The sequence below is a fragment of the Bradyrhizobium sp. CB2312 genome (assembly GCF_029714425.1).
In the GTDB taxonomy this organism is placed as follows: Bacteria; Pseudomonadota; Alphaproteobacteria; order Rhizobiales; family Xanthobacteraceae; genus Bradyrhizobium.
The window spans coordinates 844,129-865,359 of record NZ_CP121668.1 but is presented as its reverse complement, the minus strand read 5'-3'; the positions used below and the strand labels follow the sequence as shown (position 1 = coordinate 865,359).

Genomic DNA, 21,231 nt, shown 5'->3' with positions numbered 1-21,231 from the left:
GGCACGGTCGGGACCCTACGGCGCGCAGCTGAAGCTCGCAGCCTCGCCCACCGGGCCGCTCCTGTACTGCGGCCAGGCCGGCCAGCGGCACAACGGCAGTGCGCGCAGCACGGCAAATGACGGTGCCTCGACCTTCTGCTCGCTGACCTCCAGATCGCCCGGCACCTTGCCCTTTTCGACCCAATCGACCAGCACGCTCAGCATGTCGATATTGGCCGGCGCGCCGGAACCGACATGGTCGACGCCGGGCGCGGTGTAGAGCCGCGCGAACTCGGCCGTCTCGGCCTTGCCGAGCTTGCGCTCGACGCTCTCGAAATAGCGGATGCCGGCATAGGGGCTCTGCGCGTAGTCGGCCATGTGCTCGAGCATGATCAGCCGGCCGCCGCGCGCGCGAAAGCGGCTTAGATCCGGGTCGGTCGAGTCCATCAGGCTGGAGACCTCGAGCAGCCGCGCCTTGTGGTCCTCCACCTTGTAGGTCGCGACGTCGAGCTGGGGATCGCGCGCGAACACATATTGCATGCCGCCGGCGCCGTAGATCCAGGCGATGCCGTTGTTGGGCGCAGGCGGCTGTGCCGGCGGCGCGGTGCCGAGCCACCACGCGGTCCAGCCGCCGGTCGGCCCGATGGCAGGCGTGTCCTCGCCCGAGATCCCCCAACCCGGATAATCGTCGAGCTCGTTGGCCAGCGCGAACGGGAATTTGTAGGTCCCATGCAGCGTGTGCACCGCCTTGACCTGCGGCTCGGTGAGGCATTGATCGCCTGTCTTGCCGGCCTCACAGCGCAGCGCCTCGACCTTGAAGGCGGCCTTGCAGGCGACGGGATCCCGCACGAGCGCATTGCCAGCGCCATCGGCCTTGTCGCAAGCCGTCCGCACCGCATCGGCGACGAGCTTGACCTGTGCAGGATTAATCCAGCCCTCGCCCATGGTCGCAAGTCCTGAGCGCGTGCCGGCATGCTGCAAGCCGACCCAGTTGATGACGGGCACACGCGAAAAGATGCCGTCGAAATCATCGGGGTAGCGCTGCGCCATGGTGAGGCCTTCGCGGCCGCCTTCGGACGAGCCCATGAAATACATCTTGTCCGGCTTCTTGCCGTAGGCACGCTGCATCAGCGCGACGGCGGCGTCGCGCACCTTCTTGTAGGCGCGGTGCGCGAAATTCTCGAAGGCTTCGTCATTCAGCGCGAACAGCTGCGGCGGCTCGCCCGGCTTGGATTCGTGGCCGGAATCGGTGCCGTAGGTGACGAAGCCGCGCGCCAGCGGCGACGGCTTGTCGAAAGGATAGGCCGGCGGCAGGGTGAGGCCCGTGATCAGCACGCCGTTGAAACCGCCGCCGCCGTATTGCAGCGAGCGGCCGCTCCAGTCGACCGGGAGATTGACCTGGAATTTGATCGGCGGCGCCTTGGGATCGACCGGATCGATATGGCCGAGCACCTTGCAGAAAGCGGGATTGGCCGGCGTGATGCGCCCCGACGGCGTCGGTCCGCGCTCGGCAACAGTGAACTGCGACGGCGCCAGCAATGTCGCGGAATCGATCTTCGCGGCATCGGTCCCGGCGATGAGCCCTTTGCAGACCGTGTCAGCATCCTCCGCCAGCGTCGCCGCCGAGCCGGCGCTTGCACCCATCGCGGCCGCAGCACCGGCGAGCCACGCACACAGCTTCGCAATCTTGCGCGCCATCGTTTCCATCCCCACTGTCTTGATATCGTTCAGCCGATCGGCCGACCAATTCAATGCAACTGACCGCCGCCCGTCAATTGCCACAGCCCGCACCAATCGCGCCAAGGAAGATCGCGGCTTGCGCACCGGAGCGCGTACGCCGCCGCGCTAACGAATTGATGCCAATGTGAAATTTTGCCCCACCCCCGGACTCGGACAGCCTGTGCACCGACTAAGTCCACAGGGCTGTCATCAATCTGTCAGACGAGCCGGGCTTTCCTGCCCAAGCGGCAGGTCGCGATCCTGGCTGCGGCACGAACCAAGGAGCGAGTGGTGAGCGAAACGATCAATGTCCCGGCGCTACCGACCGATGCGTCCGCCGTCGCACGCATCAAGTCCGAGATCGACATTTCGGATCGCTCGCGCCTCGTCACGTTCGGCGAGCGCGCCCAGCGCTCGGTGGTCGAGTTCGCCGACCGCATCCTCGCCCAGACCCAGAACCGCGAGCTCGGCGCCACCGGCAAGCTGCTGACCGACATCCTCGGCAAGGCGCGCGGGCTCGATCCGGCCGACCTCAAGGACGAGGGTTTCCTCACCCGCCTGTTCTCGTCTGCGGAGGCGCGGCTGCGCCGCTTCACCGAACAGTTCAACGACGTCGCCTCGCAGGTCGACCGCGTCTGCGTCGAGCTCGACCGTAACAAGGAGGTCCTGCGCCGCGACATTGCCCTGCTCGACGATCTCTACGAGCAGACAAGGGGCGCGCTCGGCCAGCTCGACATGCACATCGCCGCCGGCAAGTCGTTCACCGAGGAATTCCGCGGCGGCAAGCTGATCGAGATGGAGCGGAACGCGAAGGCGCAAGGCGCCGGCAGTGACGCCATGCTCGCCGCACAGACCTATCAGGATGCGCTCCAGGCGCTCGACCGGCTCGAGAAGCGCGTGTTCTATCTCCAGCAGGCGCGCCAGATCGGCATCCAGCAGCTGCCGCAGATCCGCATCGTCCAGTCCGGCGACGAGACGCTGATCGAGAATTTGCAGGCAACGACCGAGCTGACGATCCCGGTGTGGAAGCAGAAGATGATCCTGCTGCTCGGCCTCAACCGGCAGAGGTCGGCGCTGGAGCTGCAGAAGACGGTCACCGACGCGACCAACGAGATGATGCGCCAGGCTTCCGAGATGATGAAGACCCAGGCGATCGAGATCGAGAAGCAGTCGCAGCGCGGCATCGTCGACATCCAGACCCTGGAGAAGACCAACCGCGACCTGATCGACACCATCTCCGGCGTGCTCACCGTGCAGGAGCAGGGCCGCACCAAGCGCGCCGAGATCGAGCAGCGGATGTCGCAGCTGACGGACGAACTGAAGACCGCGATCGCGAAGGCTGCGCCTTGATGCGTGCGTTGTGACGGTTTCTCCATGAAGCTTCTGCATGAGGGCTGCTGCATGAAGGCTCGCGCATGAGGACTTTCGGTTTCCTGCGGCGTCCGCTGGCGTTGCTCGCCGTGCCCTTGATGGCCGCACTGCTGTCGGGCTGCGGCGGCCCGGGGCCGCAATTCACCATCCTCTCGGGCTCGGAGAACGACATCCTCGAGCCGCTGGTGCAGGAGTTCTGCAAGTCGCGCAACGCGAACTGCACCATGCGCTATCAGGGATCGCTCGACATCGCTTTGGCACTGAAGGCCGGCGATCCCGGAACTGATGCCGTGTGGCCGGCCGCCTCGATCTGGATCGACATGTTCGACACCACGCGGCGCGTGAAGATGGTCAAGTCGATCGTGCAGATGCCGGTCATCCTCGGCGTGCGTCGCTCCAAGGCGCAGGAGCTCGGCTGGATCGGCGCCAAGGTGACCGCCAAGGACATCCTCGGCGCGGTCGAGGGCGGCAAGCTGAAATTCCTGATGACGTCGGCGACGCAGTCGAATTCCGGAGCCGCCGCCTATCTCGCGATGCTCGCGGCCGGCATCGGCAAGCCCGACCTGATCGAGGCCGGCGATCTCGACAAGCCCGAGGTGCTGGCGACGGCGCGCGGCCTCCTGAAGGGCGTCGAGCGCAGTGCCGGCTCCAGCGGCTGGCTCGCCGACCTCTACCGCGACGGCGAGCGCAGCGGCGCGCATTACCAGGCGGTCTGGAACTACGAGGCCGTCATCAAGGAGACCAACGACAAGCTGGTCGCCGACAATCACGAGCCGCTCTATGCGATCTATCCCGCCGACGGCGTGGCGGTCGCCGATTCGCCGCTCGGCTTCGTCGACCGCGGCCGCGGCAAGGAGGTCGAGAGCTTCTTCACCGACCTCCAGGCCTTCCTGCTCAATGGCGATACGCAAGGCAAGATCGCCAAGACCGGCCGGCGCGTCGAGATCGGCCGCGCCACGCCGCTTGCAGCGGATCCGAAGACGAACCTCGATCCGTCGCGCCCCGTGACCGTGATCCGTCCGCCGGAGCCGGCCGTGATCCAGAAGGCGCTCCTGATCTACCAGGAGGCGCTGCGCCGGCCCTCCCTGACCGCGCTCTGCCTCGACGTCTCCGGCAGCATGCAGGGTCCGGGCGAGACCCAATTGCTCGATGCCATGCGCTTCCTGCTCACGCCCGCGCGCACCCGCGAGGTGCTGGTGCAGTGGACCAAATCGGACGAGATCCTGGTGCTGCCGTTCAGCGATCACATCCTTTGGACGGCGCGGGCCACCGGCGACGAGAACGAGCAGACCGGCCTGCTCGCCCGTGCGCTCGAACTGCGCGCCGGCGGCGGCACGGACTTCTACACCTGTGCCGCGCAGGCGCTCGCCCTGATGAAGCCGCGGCTCGCCGACGGCCAGCATCTGCCGGCCATCGTCATCATGACGGACGGCAAGAGTCAGGGCTATATGTCGACCTTCGAGTCGGCCTGGCGCGCGGATGGTCATCGCGTGCCGGTGTTCGGCGTGACGTTCGGCTCCGAGGTCGACCGGGCCCAGCTCGACAATCTGGCAAAGCTGACCGGAGGCCGCGTGTTCGACGGCAGCAAGAGTCTCACCGACGCGTTCCGCGCCGTACGAGGATACAACTGAATGGCCACAATGCCGTCCGGGCTTGGCTGGATCGCGGGTGGGGTGACAGCCGCAGCGCTGTTGCCGTCGCTCGCGATCGGGCTCGGCATGCCGTTCCTGATCGCGCTCGCGATCAGCGCGGTCGCCGGCGGCGGCATCGTCGTGGCACTGGCGCCACGAAACCGATTCGCCGCTCTGGAAGCCAGCGGGGTGGCGCGCGGCAAGATCGAGTTTGCAAACGAGCTCCTCGCCGAAGCGGAGCCGCTCGCCGAGCGGATGGAATATACGGCGTCGGCGATTCGTACCCGCGCGGTCGCCGATCGCATCCGTCACCTCGTGCAGATCGCACGCGACATTTTTGCGGCGATCGAGAGCGATCCCTTGCGGCTCGACCGCGTGCGCCGGTTCCTGACCTACTATCTGCCGCGTGCCGCCGAGATCGCTGAGGCCTACCGTTCGCTGGAGAAGAGCGCGGTGCCCGACACCGCACGCCTCACCGCCACCGGCGACATGATCGAACGGCTCGACGGCGCCTTCACCCGCTATGCGGCCAATCTCAGGGACGCCGACCTCGACAAGCTTGATATCGAGCTGAAACTGCTCAAAAGCTCGCTCGACGAGGACATCGGCCCGGCGCCACCGGCCGCTCCCGCCGAGACCAAGAGAGGAACGTCCTGATGGCTATCTCGCGCCGCGCCTTCGGCATCGGCCTCGTCGCTGCGAGCGCGGCGGCGACCGGCGGCTATGTCTATCTGCGCGAGCACCCTGAAATCGCCGGCCGCTTCGGCGAAGCCAAGCGGCTGTTCGGCTTTGCCGGCGGCGAGAAGGAAGGTTTTCTTGCCAATGCCCGCGTCAAGAATACGCTGGAGCGGCGCTTCGGCCTCGTCCTCGACGGCCGCCGCGCCGGCTCGGTGGAAATGGTGCGCGAGCGTGCGCTGCTCGACCAGAAGCCGCAATTTTTGTGGCCGTCGTCGTCCGTGCTGGTCGAGGTGGCGCGTTCGTCCGGCGTGAAAATCTCGCGCGATCAGGTGATCTTCAACTCGCCGATCGTGCTCTATTCCTGGGATCGCATCGCCGACGGCCTGGTGAAGGGCGGCATCGCCCAGCCCGCCGGCGGACCGCGCTACACGGTGGACTTGTCGAAGCTGCTCAAGGCCATCATCGCCGGCGAGAACTGGTCGGCGATCGGCGTCGCCGATCTGTTCGGCCGCGCCCGCGTGGTCTGCACCGACCCGAACAAGTCCAATTCCGGCTTCATGTTCGCCGGCCTTGCCGCGAGCCTGTTGTCCGGCGACGTGGTGATGCCTGAGACGCTGAGCCGGATCGACGGTGATGTCGCCACCGTGTTCCGCCGCATGGGCTTCAAGCCGCCATCGTCAGGCAAATTGTTCGACGATTATGTCGCGGGCGGCGCCGGCGCGCAGCCGCTGATCGTCGGCTACGAGAACCAGCTGGTCGAATGGGTGCTCCAGGATGCGGAGCGCTGGAAGCGGCTCGAGGCCAATGCACCGGCCAAGCCCGTCGTCCTCTATCCGCAGCCCACCGTGTTCTCGGCCCATCCGCTGATCAGCATCGAGCGCCAGGCCGACGACCTGATCGAGGCGCTGACGAGCGAGAGCCTGCTCGAAATGGCCTGGGAGGACCACGGTTTTCGCGGTCCGCTCGGCACCATCGGTAAGGCGCGCAACGCGCTGTTGCAATCGCGCCTGCTGGAGCGGATCGACGCCGTGCTGCCGATGCCCGACGCGCCGGTCATGCTGGCCCTGCTCGACCGGCTGGCGGCGTAGGCAGTTCGTTCAGAACGAACCAACTGCGCTGCCGAGTGCAATCACGGCCACCAGCGCCACGAGCGACGTCACGATGCCAACCATCACGATGTCGAAATAGCTGTCGCGATGCGTCAGGCCGCAGATCGCGAGCAGGCTGACCACCGCACCATTGTGCGGCAGGATATCGAGGGTACCCGAGCCGATCACGGCCACACGATGCATCAGCGCAAGGTCGATACCGCTGCGCGCGGCGAGCTCGACATAGGTCGGGCCGAGCGCGTCGAGGGCGATGGTGAGGCCGCCTGACGCCGATCCGGTCAGTGCGGCAAGGATGTTGGTCGCGACCGCAAGCGAGACCAGCGGACCACCTTCGATCGCAAGCACCCAGTCGCGCACGATGGCGAAGGCCGGCAGCGCGGCGACCACCGCGCCGAATCCAACGAGGCTGGCGACGCTGAATGCCGGCAGCACCGAGGCATTGGCCCCGGCATCCATGGTCTGCCGCAATGCCGGTAGGCGCGCCCAGTTCAGCGCGATCGTCGTGGCAATGGCGGCGGCCAGCGCGACCGCGACCGACCACACGCCCGCGACCGCGGCGAGCGACGTCGCGCCAAAGCGCTGCTCGGCGAGATAGTAGACATCGAGCCGCGGCAGCACGACGAGCGACATCACGAGATTGACTGCGACGACGACCACCAATGGCAGGATCGCGCTCGTCACCGGCGACGGTCCGCTGCTGCGTTGCCCGCGCCTCAACTCCGCCGGGTCGAACTCGCGCGCCGTCGTCGCGCGCTCGCGCACGAGTTCGTCGGCGGCCGCGCGCTCGGCCGCATCCTCGACATCATCGCCGTAGCCCTCCCCGGCGCGCCTGGCCGCGGCCTCGGCGCGATGCAGCCACCACAATCCCGCACCTAGCATGATGAGGGACGCGATGATGCCGAGGCCCGGCGCGGCAAACGGCGTGGTGCCGAAGAACGGCATCGGAATCGCATTCTGGATCGACGGCGTGCCCGGCAGCGCCGACATGGTGAAAGTGGACGTGCCCAGCACGATGGCCGCCGGGATCAGACGGCGCGGAATCGCTGCCGCGCGAAACAGCGAACGCGCCATCGGGACGATCACGAAGAACGCGACGAACAGGCTGACGCCGCCAAAGGTCACGGCCGCGCCGGCCAGCACGACCGCGAGGATCACGCGGCGCTCGCCGAGGCGCTCGGCCATGAAGCCGGCCACCGACGTGACCGCGCCGCTGTCGTCCATCAGCTTGCCGAACACGGCGCCGAGCAGGAAGATCGGGAAGAACTGCGCGACGAAGCCGCCAGCATTCACCATGAAGACCTGGGTCAGGTTCGCAAGCAACGGCTCGCCGCCGAACAGTGCGGCGACGAGCGCGGCGAACGGCGCGAGCAGGAGCACGCTCCAGCCGCGAAACGCAAACAGCACGAGCAGACCGAGCCCGACGAGGAGGCCGAGCAGACCCATGCCTCAGCACTCCGACAGCAGCACGTCGAGATCGGCCGTCGATTGCCGGCCGATATCCGCGCCATGCTCGCCGAGAAACGCGTCCGCGGCGAGACGCCCCTCGGCGCGCAGCATCGAGACGAACTCCCACTCCGCGTTGAGCTTGGACGACGCGCCGAACTTCGCCAGCATGTCGCTCTTGATCCGATGCGTCCGCATCTTGGCCCAGCGCGCGCCCTCGCCGCTGCCGGGATCGGCGGCCTGGCGCAGCAGCGCGATCATGCGCAGCTCCTTCATCAGCGGCGAGTTGAAGGAGATCTCGTTGAGGCGGTTGAGGATCTCCGCAGCCGTCCGCGGCGCCTCCGGCCGCTCCGTCGGGTTGATCTGGACCAGGATGGTGTCGTGCGCGTCGCTCTCGCGCACCAGCGGCGTGATGGTCGGATTGCCGGCAAAGCCACCGTCCCAATAGGGCTCGCCGTCGATCTCGATGGCGCGGAACATGGTCGGCAGGCAGGCCGATGCGAGCAGGACGTCGGCCGTGATCTCCGAATTGCGGAAGATGCGCCCGCGCCCGGTGCGCACCCTCGTCGCGGTGATGAACAGCATGATCGGCGAGCGCGCCAGCCGCTCGAAATCGATGCTCTCGGCCAGCACCGCGCGCAATGGATTGTAGCCGGTCCAATTGAGATCGTAGGGCGAGAGCACGCGCGACATCAAATCGGTCAAGACGTAGAAGGGCGAGGTGTCGAGCGTCCAGCGTCCCATCAACCGGTCGAGCGGCGAGCGCTGGAGCGGACTGAGGGCCGCGGCCTTCGACACGCGGCGCCAATAGTTCGCGAGCGCCTCACGCGCGCCCTCGGCGCCGCCGGCGGTCCAGCCGTCCGCCAGCACCGCCGCATTCATCGCGCCTGCCGAGGTTCCGGAGATCGCGGCAATACTGAGCCACTTCTCCTCCAGCAGGCGATCGAGCACGCCCCAGGCGAAGGCGCCGTGCGAGCCGCCGCCCTGAAGTGCGAGGTCGACGAGTACGGGATCCCGTTCCATCGCAGCACCGACGCAACTGAAGCTCAAATTCGACGCGAATTGTTCCGCACCGACGATGACGACAGTGTATGGAGCGGAGGCCGCAAAATGCAACCAGAACGTGGTGTCCGCCTAAAGCGCGATGAGATTTGGATGAATCGTCATCGCGCTTTAGGTTGTTGTTTGCGCATGATCTTTTCCGGAAAACCGCTTCGCACTTTTCCGGGTCAGGCTTTAGTGCTCGAACACCAGCCTCGCGCCCACCGTGCCTTCGAGGCTGCGGATCTGCTGAAGCAGGGTTCCGGAATCCTGACCCGCAAGGTCGGCGTCGAGCACGACATAGCCGAGGTCGCCGGCCGTCTCGAGATATTGCGCGGCGATGTTGATGTCGCGCTGGAGGAAGACCTCGTTCAGACGCCGCAGCATGCCCGGCACGTTGCGATGGACGTGGCTGAAGCGCGCGCCGGAGGGGCGTAAGTGCAGCTGCACCTCCGGAAAATTCACCGCGCCCATGGTCGATCCCGTGATGAAATAGTCGACCAGCTTGCGCGCGACCTCGCCGCCGATGCGCTCCTGCGCCTCCTCGGTCGAGCCGCCGATATGCGGGGTGAGGATGACGTTCTCGAGGCCCTGCACCGGGCTCTTGAAGCGGTCGGCGTTCGAGGACGGCTCGACCGGAAACACGTCGATGGCCGCGCCGGCGAGATGGCCGTCGCGTAAAGAGCGCGCGAGCGCGTCGAGATCGACCACGGTGCCGCGGCTGTTGTTGATCAGGAAAGAGCCCGGCTTCATCGCGCGCAGCTCGCTCTCGCCGATCATGCCTGATGTCTCCGGCGTCTCCGGCACGTGCAGGCTGACGACGTCGCTCTGCGCCAAGAGCTCTTCGAGCTTCTCGACCGGCTCGGTGTTGCCGTGGCGGAGCTTGTCGGTGCGGTCGAAATAGATCACGCGCATGCCCATCGCTTCGGCCAGGGTCGAGAGCTGCGAGCCGATATTGCCGTAGCCGACGATGCCGAGCGTGCGGCCGCGCACCTCGCGACTGCCGGTCGCCGACTTGTCCCAGCCGCCTTCATGCGCCGAGACCGAGCGCGGGAAGATCCGCCGCAGCAGCATCACGATCTCGCCGATCACGAGCTCGGCGACGCTGCGGGTGTTGGAGAACGGCGCATTGAACACGGGAATACCGCGCTTGCGCGCCGCCAGGAGATCGACCTGGTTGGTGCCGACACTGAAGCAACCGACCGCGAGGAGCCCGTCCGTGGCCGCGAGCACCTCATCGGTGATCTGGGTGCGCGAGCGGATGCCGAGCAGCGACACGCCCTTGAGCGCTCGGCGCAGGTCCTCGCCGTCCAGCGCCTTGGTCAGCCGCTCGACATTGGTGAAGCCCGCGCTTTTGAACAGGTCGACAGCGCTATCATTGACGCCTTCGAGCAGCAGCGCCTTCGCACTCCGCTCAGGGCTTTGGCCTGGGGCTGGCATAAAATATCTCCATAGGTGACGGCTTTGCCGCAGCTCATAGACCGCGGACGACATCCAGCACAATAGGGTTTGGATACGGGGAGAAGATGGCGGGGCGAGAGGTATGCTTGGCATCCCACCAGCTCAGCTATCCCCGCACGCACAATCGCCGCCCCGTCATCAAATCACGTAAAACCCGTGCGTGCCGTCAAGCCTGAGCTGCTCGACGAGACCATATTCCCAATCGAGATAGGCCTGCATCGCCTTCTCCGCGACATCAGTGCCCTCATAGGGCCGGCGGTAGCGATGCGCCGGGTCGGGCTTCGGCAGCACGCGCGGCGGGCCAATCTCGAGCGCGCCGTCATAGCCGCCTTCGCGCACATAGACCTCCCAGCCCATCTGCGCGAGCCATGACGCCGTCATGTCGGCGCGCACGCTCTTGTCGTCGGTCAGAAGAATGCGCGCGCCGCGCACGGGCGCGGCCATATCGGTTTCCTGGACGAGCTGCCCACCCGGATAGTGGCGGAAGCCGGGAAGATGCCCTGCCGCGTATTCCTCGGCGTCGCGCACGTCGAAGCGATAGAGCGTGCGATCTCGGTCGGCGAGCAGCGCCGCCATCTCGCTCGCGCCGACGTGACGAACGCCGGCGCGATAGGCGACATCGCGCGCATTGGCCGGGCCGCCTTCGAAGGGTCCGATCGCACCGCGCCGGTCGGCGCCATGGTTGAGCGTATGCCGCGCCAGCGTCCAGCCGATGGTGCCGTTGCGCAGTGCGCGGACTTTGTTGGGCACGCCGGCATTGATCAGCGACTGCGTTCCGATGATCGAGCGGGTGCGGCCGGCGCAATTGACGATGATGGTGGTGTCGGGATCAGGTGCGGCCTGCCCTGCCCGCAGCACCAGCTCCGCACCGGGCACGCTGACCGAGCCCGGAATGTTCATGGTCGCATATTCGTCGAAGCGGCGGACGTCGAGGATGGCGATGTCCGCCTTGTCGGCGATCAGCTTTGCCACCTCGTCGGCGCTGAATGAGGGCGTGTGCCGGCGCGCTTCGACCAGCTCACCGAACGCTTTCGAATAGGAATTGACGTCCTCGAACATCTGATAGCCCGCATCGCGCCAGGCCTTCAACCCGCCATCGAGCGCGCTGACATTGGTGTAGCCGAGCGCGGCAAGCCGTTCGGCGCCGGTTGCCACCAGGCCTTCGCCGTCATCATAGAGCACGATTGCCACGTCCTTGCGCGGCAGCCTCAACTCGGCCTCGATCTCGATCCGGTCCGCGGCCATGTTGGCGGCGAACAGCGGATGGCCGGTGGCAAAGCCAGCCTCATGCCTGAGATCAAGCAGCGCGATCTCCTCCCGCAACAGCAGCGCGCGGCGGATATCGGCGGGGGTGGCGGTGGGGAGCTTCATCGGACAGGCAGCCTTCGAAGTTTGAACAGGCCGCTTTTGACCGATTGCAGGTCGCTTGACCAGCTCAACGAAGGCATGCCCCACGGCTCTGCTGCGCGCAATCCCGCGGAGCCGCGGAAAAGAAGCATGTTGTCCGCGGGCGCGGGGCGGGTAAAGTTCCGATTCGTGCGTTGGGGGGCAGCATGCGAATCATAAAATTCCTGGTGGTGTTTCTGGTGCTTCCGGGTGCGGCCATGGCCGCCCTGACCAATGCGGAGCGCAAATCCCAATTCGAGCGGGCGATGGCATCGATCATAGCGGCGACGACGCCGACCGTGTTCGGCTTTGTCCGCGACACGCTGATCAAGGACTACGTCGCCTGCAAGCCCAACAAGGGGCAGGCCGTGGAGCTCGTCAGCGCGAGCTATTTTCGCTCCTGTGAACACGAGAACGCGTCGGTCACCGGCGAGCGCTCACTGGAAGCGTGCCAGTTACGCTATGGCAAACCCTGCGCTCTGCTGGCGGTGAACGAAGAAATCGCCGTGGAAGGTGAGCTGACGGCGCGGGACATGCCGCGACTGCATTATGCGGGCAAGTATGACCTATCCCAGATCCCGATCATCCGGCGGGTGACTAGGCAGCGTCCCGACGTGCAGAATTACGATAAGGCCATGGAGCCCAAGGCGATGGCAATCCACCCCTGGGGAAAGCTGTTTATCTCGACGGGCGATCCGAGCGTGGGAGATGCCCAGGCTTCAGCACTAGCAAAATGCAACAGCGATCCCGCGCGGAATGGCAGGGATGGCGGCTGCTTTGTCTACGCCGTCAACAACGACGTCGTCATTGGTGAACGGCGCATGCAACCGAAGTGACGCGTCCAGCAAATATCACGTCTCGATCCAGGCGGACCTGAACAGCGGCGGGTCGGCTCACTCGCCCGGAGCAAGCCGCCCGAGCGGCGGCTGCGCCGGGCGCCGCAGCTTGCGGCGCGACAGATAAAGCAGAACGCCGGTGACCGAGAACAGCGGCATCAGGGCCGCGGCGATCATGAAGGCGAGCTTGCCCGGCCACCCCAGGATCGCGCCGCGATGAATGTCGTAGATGGCCGCGATGATCTTCTCGCCGAACGTCTTGTCGGCATAACGCTCCGCGGAGACCACCTGACCGGTGACCGCATCGACGCGGAATTCGTCGCGCGTGGTCTCGAGCGTCGAGTCCTTCGGCCACGACCGGATCCGGATCACTGTCCCGGGGCCGGCGGGCAGCGTCAGCAGAGCCCTGGAAAAGCGGTCGCCCTGCTCACGGCGGAGCGTGGTCCATGCCTGATCGAATCCGACCGCTTGAGCCGGTTCGGTCCGGACCGACGCGCGCGGCGTCTTTGCAGCCATCTTGGGCTGCATCTTCGCAGCGGTGACCTCCGGGCGCGCCAGCAGCCAGACGACGCCGTCCTTGTACCAGTCGAACGAGTACCAGAGGCCGGTCAGCGTCATCACCACATAAATCGGCAGGACCCAGGTGCCGATCACGGCGTGCAACGATCGATGCAGGCCGCGGCCGCTGAGCGCCAGATTCGGTTTCAGCCACAGCTTTGCACTCGTGGCGCGACGCGGCCAGCGCAGTACCGGCCCCGAAACCAACATGACGATGAGGCCGAGCGCGGCAACGCCGGTGATCTGGCGGCCCCAACCCTTGGCGTCGCCGGGGATCAGCAGCCAGCGATGCAGCCTGCGGACGGTCGCGAAAAATTCCTCGCCGCGCGGCGAGCCCAGTGCGTGAGCGTCATAGGGATCGACATAGAGCGATGTCGGCCGGCCGCCCTGCTCGTCGCGGGCGAAGCGGACACGCACCGCGGCAGTCGGATCACTCGACAGCATGACAGCGGAGACTTGCCCGACGTCTTGCCCCGCCTTCAGCCGCGCGACCAATTCATCTGGGGTAAGCGCCGGCCTCTCGCGCGGCACGACATGCATGATGCCGGCGTTGAGATGCTCGACGACCTCGTCCTCAAAGCTCATGATCGCGCCGGTCAGCGCGATCAGGGCAAGCAGCAGCGCGAGCACGAGGCCCGCAATGGAATGGATCTGGAGCAGAACCGCCTTGATGCTGTGCCCGAGCCGCGCTGCCATCGCTAGAACTTCACCGTCGCCGACAGCGAGAAGCGCCGCGCATCACCGAGTGCGACGTTCAGAGCGCTTCCGGTGGTAGACGCATAGTAGACCTTGTCGAACAGGTTCTTGACGTTGAACTGATAGGTCACCGGCAGATTGTCGATCCTGGTGTCATAGGTCGCAAAGACATCCGCGACGGTATAGGCCGGCATGAAGAAGGTGTTCGCGGAGTCGCCGGGCCGGTCGCCGACATAGTGCGCGCCACCGCCGAGCCGTAGACGTCCGGGCAACCGCTCGCCGAAATCGTAGACGAGATAGAGCGAGGCTGTGTTCATCGCGGCGTTGAACAGCTTGGCGTTGCCGACATCGGGATCGTTGATCAACCGCGCATCGGTATAGCCGTAACTTCCGATCATGCTCCAATCGTCAGTCAGCTTGCCGGTCACGTCCAACTCGACTCCGCGCGACCGGGCTGCGCCGGACGTTCGCGCCGAAACCGTGCCGTTGCCGAGATCGTCCCGAACCAGCACGTTCTTCTTCTGGATGTCGTAGAACGCCAGGGTACCCGACAGCCGCTTGTTGACGTCAAATTTAAAGCCGGTTTCCCACTGTGTGCCTTCCTCGGGCGGGAGATTTCCGGTGACCACGAAGCCTATGGTGGTGCCCGCGAACTGCGCAATGGTCGAGGTCGGCTTCAGCGATTGCGTGTAGCTCACGTAATACGAGAGCTGGTCGTTCAGCTTGAAGATGACGCCGCCGAGCGGCAGCACCTTGTTTCCCGCGAGATCAGTGTTGGTGATGAATTTGGGCCGGCCTTTTCCAGCAAGCTGCTCGTATTCCATCCAGCGCACGCCGCCGACCACGGACAGCCAGTTGGTCACATGGAACGTGTCCTGGGCGAAGAAGCCGCGGGTGCCGAGCTTGTCGGTCTGCTCGCTGTCGACCCCCGAAACGATCGTGCCCGGTGTGACCAGTCCGTACACCGGGTTGTAGAAATTGAAGCTCGGCGTCGCCTGGCGAATCAAATCGTGGCGATCGATCGTGCGATAGAGTGCCTCGCCGCCGAACAGGATCTCGTTGCGGAAGCCACCCACCCAGACATCGCCCTGCAGATAGGAGGTGCCGTAACTGGCGTTGCTCAGCGAATTCTGCGTGCCGTCATTGCTGCGCGTCTCGACGCCGGTCTTAGCGTTGACGCCGGTGATCCGAAGCTGATTGGCGCTGTAGGTCTCGGTGTTGTAGCTGTAGGCCGCCGTGACCTTCCAATTGTCGTCCAGCTTCTGCTCGACCGAGGCCTGCACCAAGTCGGAGGTGCCCCACATATTGTTGAAGGGCTCGTCGAGCCGGCGCGTTTTCGGGATCGCCAGTGGCGCGCCGTTCACGAAGGCGGTACCGCGGTCGAACGGAGTGATGAACTCGCGATGCTCGTAGGTGAGCTGAACCGTCGTGGTCTCGCCGTACCAGGCCAGCGATGGGTTCACCAGCATCTCGCGGTGACGGCCGAAATTGCGCCAATAGTCCTCACTGACGCCGTAGCCGATGAAGCGATAGGCGAGACCGCCGTCCCCGATCGGGCCGGTGATGTCGAGCGTGCTGTCGGCGCCGCTGTGGTTGTTCGCGTAGGTCGAGCCGAGCAATGTCACCGAGCCGTGCTGATAGAGCTCCGGACGCTTGCTGATGGTGTTGACGATGCCGCCGGGATCCATGATGCCGTAGAGCAGCGAGGCCGGCCCTTTCAGCACTTCGACACTCTCGACTGCGGCGTTCAGGCTGCGGCCCTGCACCAGCGGCATGCCGTTGCGCATGATCGAGCCGTCGCGGTTGTCGCCGAAACCGCGGCGGATGACGGCGTCCTGGGTGCCCGCGAGCGTATTGGTCTGGGTGATGCCGGAGATGTTGACGAGCGCGTCGTCGATGTTGCGCGGGAGCTGGTCCTTCAGCACCTGCGCCGGGACGACGTTGACGGACTGCGACGTATCGAGCGGCGAAGCGCCGCTGCGCAGCGTGGTTGAGCTCGGCATCGCTCGGTAGCCGAGCTTGGCGGCCTGTTGCGCGGCCGCTTCGGCTGCCGCGCGTTCCGACAATGTCGGCGCTGCGGGCGCGGGGCCGCGATTGGGTTGACGGCGCGCAACGGCTTGCGCACGCCGCGGAGATTGGTTCGATGCACGCGCCGGCTTCGGCCGCTGCACCGGGGCTTCCACCGTCACCGGCGGCAGTGCCGATTGCGCCTGCGCGCTCGCGTTGGAGGGGCATTCGGCGAGCAGAACGGCTGCGCCGATGAGAAGACCCGCGCGGCCCTTGCCGGCGCCGGTTCGATGGCCGCTTTCACGGCCATCCAGATGAGCACGCACGTTCGATTCACTTCCAAGTCAGACACAGCATTGAAGTTGGCGCGTCTAACAGCCGCCGGACGTGAAGAGAACCGTAGGCGGGATTGAATCGCTCTAGTGTTGAATCATTCTAAGAGCAGATCGCGGCGTCACGGCAATCACCAATTGCCATCGCACCGAGCGCGACACGCTGCGCGAGAATTCGCGGCAGCATGTCGCGACGTTGCGCGATCTCACGCGACGGCAGGAGCGATCAGCTCGTCGAGCTTCCGCTTGAACGCGGCGCCGTCGGACAGCGCACGAAGCGGCGGACGCACACGCAGCCAGGCTGCGTCACCCGTCTGCGCCGCCAGGATCGCCTTCAGCGTCGGGAGGAACGACGGCGTCTTCAGGACGACGTCGGTTGCGGCTTGCATACGCGCCTCGACATCCCGCCCGTCGATCATGCCCTTGACCAGATCGGGCACGACATTGGCCATGCCGCAGATGGTGCCGGCGCCGCCGGCGGCGATCGCGCGGGCGATGTCGACTTCATTGCCGACGGTGATGGCGAGCTCAGGGGCCGCTGCACGGAACGCCTGGAATTGCTTGAAATCGCCGCTGGAGTCCTTCAGGCCAGCGACCACCTTGCCGTAGCGCTTGCGCAGGTTCGCAGCGACGCTGGTCGGGATCGCAACGCCCGAGACCTGCGGGATGTGATAGAGGTAGGCGCGCAGCCGATCGTCGGCGACGCCGTCGATGATCGCGGCAAACGCATCCTCGATGCCCTCGGGCGTGACGCTGCGATCGAAATAGGGCGGCAGCAACAGGACGTGACGCAGGCCGAGGCCGAGCACGGCGCGCGTCAGCGCGATGCTGTCGCTGATGGCGGGAAAGCCGCCGCCGATGCCGATACGTTCCGCCGCGACCCCGGCCTTGAGCATGGCCTCGATGGTCGCGACGCGCTCGATCACGTTGAACGAGGTGCCCTCGCCGGTGGTGCCGAACAGCACGACGCCGTCGACGCCCTTGCTGAAGAGCTGCTTGGCATGGGCCGCGAGCTTGGCGAAGTCCACGCTCCCGTCAGCCGCCAGCGGCGTCGCCGATGCCACCCAGAACCCGCGAATTGCCTCTGCCATCTCGCAACCCTTCATATCTTCGACCTCGGACCACCCCCTGATCTCCAACGATCTGACGGGCTTTCCCGAGCCTTGTTTTTGCTTTACTTTGCCATCTTGTACCTTACATACAAGGCAGACGCAAACCCTTTCCACCGTCACGGCGCGCATGAGGCGCAGCTGAATTTAGAGGAGGTCTCGCATGAACATGGTGACCCCCATCGAGCATCCCGACCGATTGCTCGGCGCCTTGCGCGACAAGCTCGGCGCCGCGGCGGTGCTGACCGGCACCGACGTGCCCGCGCGCAATTGCAACGACTGGAGCGCGAGCCTGCCGCAGACGCCGCTGGCGGTGATCCGTCCGCTCGACGCGCAGGGCGTTGCGGACGCGATCCTGACCTGCCGGAAGGCGCGGCTGCCATTCGTGCCGCAAGGCGGATTGACCGGACTGTGCCGCGGCGCCTCGCCTGAAGCGGGCTGGGTCGCGATCTCGCTGGAGCGCATGACCGGAATCGAGGAGATCGACCCTGCCTCGATGACGATGACGGTCAAGGCAGGCACCCCGCTGGAGACGATCCAGAAGGCCGCGGACGAGGCCGGCTTCTTCTTTCCGCTCGACCTCGGCTCGCGCGGCTCCTGCGCCATCGGCGGCAATCTCTCCACCAATGCCGGCGGCAACCGCGTGATCCGCTACGGCATGACGCGCGAGCTGGTGCTTGGCCTCGAGGCGGTGCTGCCCGACGGCACCATCACCACGGGCCTCAACAAGCTGATGAAGAACAATGCCGGCTATGACCTGAAGCATCTCTTTATCGGCTCGGAAGGCACGCTCGGCATCATCACCCGCGTGGTGCTCAAGCTGTTCCCGAAGCCGCGCTCGACCATGGCGGCGCTCTGCGCGCTGAAGGACTATGCCGCGGTGATCGACCTGCTCGGCGCCGCGCGCAGCGGGCTCGGCCCGCTGCTGTCGGCGTTCGAGGTGATGTGGCCGGACTATTGGGACGTCATCACGAATCGCGCCGGCGTGAAGCCGCCAGTCGCGGCAGGCCACGGCCTCTACGTGCTGGTGGAAGCGCAGGGCACCGACGAGAGTGTGGACGCGCCGCGCTTCCAGAACTGGCTCGAAGAGCTGATGGAGCGCGGGCTGCTGGCGGATGCGGCCGTGGCGCAATCGCTGGCGCAGACGCAGAGCTTCTGGCGCGTGCGCGACATCTGCGCCGAGTTCGGCCAGGTGCTGGGGCCCCACATCTCCTACGACATCGGCCTTGCGGTGGCGCGCATGGACGAGTTCGCCACGCGCTGCAAGGCGGCGCTGGCTTCCGGCATCAATGGCTGCGAGAGCGTCTATTACGGCCATATCGGCGACGGCAATCTGCATCTCGTCTCCTGGGTCGCGGGCCTGCCCGTCGAGCAGCAGCCGAAGGAGGAGATGGACGCGATCATCTATGGTCTCGTGCGCGAGCTGGGCGGCAGCGTCTCCGCCGAGCACGGCATCGGCACGCTGAAGAAGAGATGGCTGGGCCATGCCAGGAGCGAGGCCGAGATCGCGCTGATGCGGACGCTGAAGGCCGCGCTCGATCCCGATCATCTGCTCAATCCCGGCAAGGTGATCTGAGCGGGCGAGCGCATGAGATCGCTCAAGCTCGATACGCCGAAATCGCTGTCGCAACGGGTGGTGCTGCGGCTGCGGCAGGCCATCATCGACGGCGAGTTCGCGTTGGGCGCCGCCATCTCCGAGGAGATGGTGGCGAACGCCTTCGGCGTCAGCCGCACGCCGGTGCGCGAGGCAATGGGTCAGTTACAGGCGCAAGGTCTCGTGGTGATCCGTCCGCAGGTCGGCAGCTTCGTGTTCACGCCGAGCGCAGAAGATATCGAAGCGCTCTGCACGTTCAGAATCGCGCTCGAGCCCAAGGCCGTCGCGCTCGCCTTTCGCCACGATCGCGATGGCGCAATTGCAGCGATGAGCGAGGCGATCGCGGCGATGGAGCCTGCAGTCGCGGCCAAGGACAACATCGCCTATGGCCGCGCGGACGCCGCCTTTCACGAGGCGCTGTTCACCCATTGCGGCAACCGCTACCTCGCCGAATCCTACCAGCTCGTCTCCGGACGCGTCGCCGCGCTCCGCACCAATCTGACCTCGCCGATCGACGTGCGCACCCGCTCGTCCTTCGACGAGCATCGCAGGCTGCTCGATTTGTTCGCGCGCGGCGAGCTCGCGGCGTTCGAGGCGCTGATGACGACGCACATCACCAATTCGGGCGTGGTCTATGCCAAGGCATTGAAGGTGGAGAGACCGAAGGCGGATTGAGCGCGACTATCGCGCGTCCTTCGATCCCGGCCTGTCCAGAAAGTCCAGCGCGGTGTTGATCTGCTCGAGCTGGTGCTCAATTTTGTCGCGGTCCTCGACGGCTTGCGCCTTTTCGAGCAGTTCCACCAGCTTCTGCTTTCGCGCCAGCAAGTTCTCTATGACCGTACTCACAGCTCCCCCATCGCCCCAAAGCGAGCATCGGGGCAGAAGTCCGGTCACAGGCACTGGCGCCGGAATCGTCGAGGCACGCGCGAGCACGGCTCGCGCGGGTGCCTAGGTCAGAATGTTCGCGGAGACTGTTGGTTCCTGCGAGCGAACCACAATGCTGGGCACATGTGACAATTTCGGCGCTCACCGCACCGTGACCATGCCCGCGAGCTGCACCGGAGCCACATGGGTGCGGGTGACGGAGACCGAGAACACCGCCAGCAGCACGCAGAGCATCGAGAGCCTCATCCGCACCGTCCTGCGATCGGAGACCGGCAGGAACAGGAAAAACAACATCGCCAAGATCAGCAGCGCGTCGATCAGAAACAACATGGATCTCTCCCTTGAAACTGATGCGAGGATGCCGTGGCCCCGCGCGGCCGGTATGTGGATGGTCTCACACAGCGGATGGCGCTGTCCCCGCATGGCGGGCGTGATACGGTCCTGCAAAGCAGGATCACCGTTCGGGCAAATGAAGGAAGCGCGCCATGCGCAAGGTCTGGATCGAGGCGGCACTGAATGGACCGTGGAGCCGCGCGCTTCAGCCCGGCATACCCGACACGATCGAGGCGATCGTCGCCGAGGGCATCGCCTGCGCGGAAGCCGGCGCAGCGATCATTCACACCCATGCCTATGACGGCGGCGGACCGCAGACGTTCGACTGGCAGGTCTACGCCCGCATCATCGAGGGCATTCGCGCCAAGATCGACGTGCCTGTCTATCCCTCCATCCCCGGCCTCGATGCGCGCGGAAATGTCGCCGATCCCAAGGCGCGCTTTGCCCATATCGAGCGACTGGCCGAACGCGGCTTGCTCGAATTCGCGGTGGTCGATCCTGGCAGCGTCAATTTCACGCTGACCGCGGCCAAGGCGCAGGCGAAGCCGGCGGAGACCTATCTCAATCCGGAGACCCATATCCGGCACGGCCTCGACGTCGCCAAACGCCACGGCATCCACCCCGCCTTCGCGATCTACGAGCCGGGCTTCATCCGCGCCGGCGCAGCGCTGGCGCGCGCGAGCGGCGTGAAGACACCGGTCTACCGCTTCATGTTCTCGCAGCAATTCGCCTTCTGCTTTCCGCCGAAGCCATATGGCCTCGCAGCGCTGGTCACGCTGACGGAGGAAGAAGCGCGCGGCGCGCCCTGGATGGTCTCCGGCCTCGGCGTCGACATCACGCCGCTGATCGGCGAAGCGGTGGCGCGCGGCGGCCATGTCCGCGTCGGGCTCGAGGATGCGCTGCTGGGCTCCACAGCGAACAATCTGCGCCTGGTTGAGGACGCCGTGCGGATGGTCCGCGAGCATGGTGGCGAACCGGCCGCGACAGCCGAGGTCCGGCGGGTGCTTGCCGGGGGTTGAAGCGCCCGGATCGCGTTAGGGGAACCTCAATCTTTCACGCGTCC

Annotated in this window: 17 protein-coding genes; 8 read left to right on the top strand and 9 right to left on the bottom strand. The window is 65.9% G+C overall.

Annotated elements, in window-relative coordinates; all coding sequences use genetic code 11:
* Positions 1 to 15 precede the first annotated feature (15 nt).
* Positions 16 to 1,677, bottom strand: a complete 1,662-nt coding sequence (locus tag QA642_RS04080) for a tannase/feruloyl esterase family alpha/beta hydrolase (RefSeq protein ID WP_283083503.1) — start codon at positions 1,675 to 1,677, stop codon at positions 16 to 18.
* A 312-nt stretch (positions 1,678 to 1,989) separates the two neighbouring features.
* Between QA642_RS04080 and QA642_RS04075 the strand changes: the two genes are divergently transcribed.
* The 4 genes from QA642_RS04075 to QA642_RS04060 all read left to right on the top strand — a co-directional run bounded on the left by QA642_RS04075 (position 1,990) and on the right by QA642_RS04060 (position 6,466).
* Complete coding sequence (locus QA642_RS04075) at positions 1,990 to 3,048, top strand: toxic anion resistance protein (protein ID WP_283083502.1); 1,059 nt, start codon at positions 1,990 to 1,992, stop codon at positions 3,046 to 3,048.
* A gap of 65 nt (positions 3,049 to 3,113) precedes the next feature.
* On the top strand, positions 3,114 to 4,700 hold the full coding sequence (locus QA642_RS04070) for a vWA domain-containing protein (protein WP_283083501.1): 1,587 nt from the start codon (positions 3,114 to 3,116) through the stop codon (positions 4,698 to 4,700).
* Positions 4,701 to 5,357 (top strand): 5-bromo-4-chloroindolyl phosphate hydrolysis family protein, encoded by a 657-nt coding sequence (locus QA642_RS04065; RefSeq protein WP_283083500.1) that lies wholly within the window; start codon positions 4,701 to 4,703, stop codon positions 5,355 to 5,357.
* Positions 5,357 to 6,466 carry a hypothetical protein gene (locus QA642_RS04060; RefSeq protein WP_283083499.1) on the top strand — a complete coding sequence of 370 codons (1,110 nt, stop codon included), beginning with the start codon at positions 5,357 to 5,359 and terminating at the stop codon, positions 6,464 to 6,466. Before QA642_RS04065 ends, QA642_RS04060 begins: the two co-directional genes overlap by 1 nt.
* A gap of 9 nt (positions 6,467 to 6,475) precedes the next feature.
* Here the strand turns inward: QA642_RS04060 and QA642_RS04055 are convergent, their stop codons facing one another.
* The 4 genes from QA642_RS04055 to QA642_RS04040 all read right to left on the bottom strand — a co-directional run bounded on the left by QA642_RS04055 (position 6,476) and on the right by QA642_RS04040 (position 11,803).
* On the bottom strand, positions 6,476 to 7,930 hold the full coding sequence (locus QA642_RS04055) for a GntP family permease (RefSeq protein WP_283083498.1): 1,455 nt from the start codon (positions 7,928 to 7,930) through the stop codon (positions 6,476 to 6,478).
* 3 nt (positions 7,931 to 7,933) lie between these two features.
* Positions 7,934 to 8,953, bottom strand: a complete 1,020-nt coding sequence (locus QA642_RS04050) for a patatin-like phospholipase family protein (protein WP_283083497.1) — start codon at positions 8,951 to 8,953, stop codon at positions 7,934 to 7,936.
* A 213-nt stretch (positions 8,954 to 9,166) separates the two neighbouring features.
* Entirely contained in the window at positions 9,167 to 10,411 is a 1,245-nt protein-coding gene (gene serA / locus QA642_RS04045; RefSeq protein ID WP_283083496.1) for a phosphoglycerate dehydrogenase, read from the bottom strand.
* Positions 10,412 to 10,570: 159 nt separating this feature from the next.
* The gene (locus QA642_RS04040) at positions 10,571 to 11,803 is read right to left on the bottom strand and encodes a rhodanese-like domain-containing protein (RefSeq protein ID WP_283083495.1); all 1,233 of its coding nucleotides are present in this window, start codon (positions 11,801 to 11,803) and stop codon (positions 10,571 to 10,573) included.
* 182 nt (positions 11,804 to 11,985) lie between these two features.
* Here QA642_RS04040 and QA642_RS04035 point away from each other — a divergent pair, with 182 nt between their 5' ends.
* Positions 11,986 to 12,654, top strand: a complete 669-nt coding sequence (locus QA642_RS04035) for a hypothetical protein (RefSeq protein ID WP_283083494.1) — start codon at positions 11,986 to 11,988, stop codon at positions 12,652 to 12,654.
* 57 nt (positions 12,655 to 12,711) lie between these two features.
* Here QA642_RS04035 and QA642_RS04030 read toward each other — a convergent pair whose 3' ends face one another.
* The 3 genes from QA642_RS04030 to QA642_RS04020 all read right to left on the bottom strand — a co-directional run bounded on the left by QA642_RS04030 (position 12,712) and on the right by QA642_RS04020 (position 17,338).
* The gene (locus QA642_RS04030) at positions 12,712 to 13,908 is read right to left on the bottom strand and encodes a PepSY-associated TM helix domain-containing protein (RefSeq protein ID WP_283083493.1); all 1,197 of its coding nucleotides are present in this window, start codon (positions 13,906 to 13,908) and stop codon (positions 12,712 to 12,714) included.
* A 2-nt stretch (positions 13,909 to 13,910) separates the two neighbouring features.
* On the bottom strand, positions 13,911 to 16,241 hold the full coding sequence (locus tag QA642_RS04025) for a TonB-dependent siderophore receptor (protein ID WP_283083492.1): 2,331 nt from the start codon (positions 16,239 to 16,241) through the stop codon (positions 13,911 to 13,913).
* Positions 16,242 to 16,453: 212 nt separating this feature from the next.
* Complete coding sequence (locus tag QA642_RS04020) at positions 16,454 to 17,338, bottom strand: dihydrodipicolinate synthase family protein (RefSeq protein ID WP_283083491.1); 885 nt, start codon at positions 17,336 to 17,338, stop codon at positions 16,454 to 16,456.
* 181 nt (positions 17,339 to 17,519) lie between these two features.
* Between QA642_RS04020 and QA642_RS04015 the strand changes: the two genes are divergently transcribed.
* Positions 17,520 to 18,932, top strand: coding sequence for an FAD-binding oxidoreductase (locus tag QA642_RS04015; protein ID WP_283083490.1), 1,413 nt, complete (start codon positions 17,520 to 17,522; stop codon positions 18,930 to 18,932).
* 12 nt (positions 18,933 to 18,944) lie between these two features.
* Positions 18,945 to 19,625: a GntR family transcriptional regulator gene (locus QA642_RS04010; RefSeq protein ID WP_283083489.1), complete on the top strand. Its 681-nt coding sequence runs from the start codon at positions 18,945 to 18,947 to the stop codon at positions 19,623 to 19,625.
* A gap of 351 nt (positions 19,626 to 19,976) precedes the next feature.
* Here the strand turns inward: QA642_RS04010 and QA642_RS04005 are convergent, their stop codons facing one another.
* Positions 19,977 to 20,165 (bottom strand): hypothetical protein, encoded by a 189-nt coding sequence (locus tag QA642_RS04005; RefSeq protein WP_283083488.1) that lies wholly within the window; start codon positions 20,163 to 20,165, stop codon positions 19,977 to 19,979.
* A gap of 155 nt (positions 20,166 to 20,320) precedes the next feature.
* Here QA642_RS04005 and QA642_RS04000 point away from each other — a divergent pair, with 155 nt between their 5' ends.
* On the top strand, positions 20,321 to 21,187 hold the full coding sequence (locus QA642_RS04000; RefSeq protein ID WP_283083487.1) for a 3-keto-5-aminohexanoate cleavage protein: 867 nt from the start codon (positions 20,321 to 20,323) through the stop codon (positions 21,185 to 21,187).
* Positions 21,188 to 21,231 lie beyond the last annotated feature (44 nt).

Excerpts from the sequence above, each read along its gene's own strand:
- QA642_RS04035 (WP_283083494.1), top strand. The coding sequence starts at position 11,986 with ATGCGAATCATAAAATTCCTGGTGGTGTTTCTGGTGCTTCCGGGTGCG.
- QA642_RS04020 (WP_283083491.1), bottom strand. The coding sequence starts at position 17,338 with ATGGCAGAGGCAATTCGCGGGTTCTGGGTGGCATCGGCGACGCCGCTG.
- QA642_RS04070 (WP_283083501.1), top strand. The coding sequence starts at position 3,114 with ATGAGGACTTTCGGTTTCCTGCGGCGTCCGCTGGCGTTGCTCGCCGTG.
- QA642_RS04060 (WP_283083499.1), top strand. The coding sequence starts at position 5,357 with ATGGCTATCTCGCGCCGCGCCTTCGGCATCGGCCTCGTCGCTGCGAGC.
- QA642_RS04040 (WP_283083495.1), bottom strand. The coding sequence starts at position 11,803 with ATGAAGCTCCCCACCGCCACCCCCGCCGATATCCGCCGCGCGCTGCTG.
- QA642_RS04010 (WP_283083489.1), top strand. The coding sequence starts at position 18,945 with ATGAGATCGCTCAAGCTCGATACGCCGAAATCGCTGTCGCAACGGGTG.
- serA (WP_283083496.1), bottom strand. The coding sequence starts at position 10,411 with ATGCCAGCCCCAGGCCAAAGCCCTGAGCGGAGTGCGAAGGCGCTGCTG.
- QA642_RS04005 (WP_283083488.1), bottom strand. The coding sequence starts at position 20,165 with ATGTTGTTTCTGATCGACGCGCTGCTGATCTTGGCGATGTTGTTTTTC.
- QA642_RS04050 (WP_283083497.1), bottom strand. The coding sequence starts at position 8,953 with ATGGAACGGGATCCCGTACTCGTCGACCTCGCACTTCAGGGCGGCGGC.
- QA642_RS04015 (WP_283083490.1), top strand. The coding sequence starts at position 17,520 with ATGAACATGGTGACCCCCATCGAGCATCCCGACCGATTGCTCGGCGCC.
- QA642_RS04055 (WP_283083498.1), bottom strand. The coding sequence starts at position 7,930 with ATGGGTCTGCTCGGCCTCCTCGTCGGGCTCGGTCTGCTCGTGCTGTTT.
- QA642_RS04080 (WP_283083503.1), bottom strand. The coding sequence starts at position 1,677 with ATGGCGCGCAAGATTGCGAAGCTGTGTGCGTGGCTCGCCGGTGCTGCG.
- QA642_RS04030 (WP_283083493.1), bottom strand. The coding sequence starts at position 13,908 with ATGGCAGCGCGGCTCGGGCACAGCATCAAGGCGGTTCTGCTCCAGATC.
- QA642_RS04065 (WP_283083500.1), top strand. The coding sequence starts at position 4,701 with ATGGCCACAATGCCGTCCGGGCTTGGCTGGATCGCGGGTGGGGTGACA.
- QA642_RS04000 (WP_283083487.1), top strand. The coding sequence starts at position 20,321 with ATGCGCAAGGTCTGGATCGAGGCGGCACTGAATGGACCGTGGAGCCGC.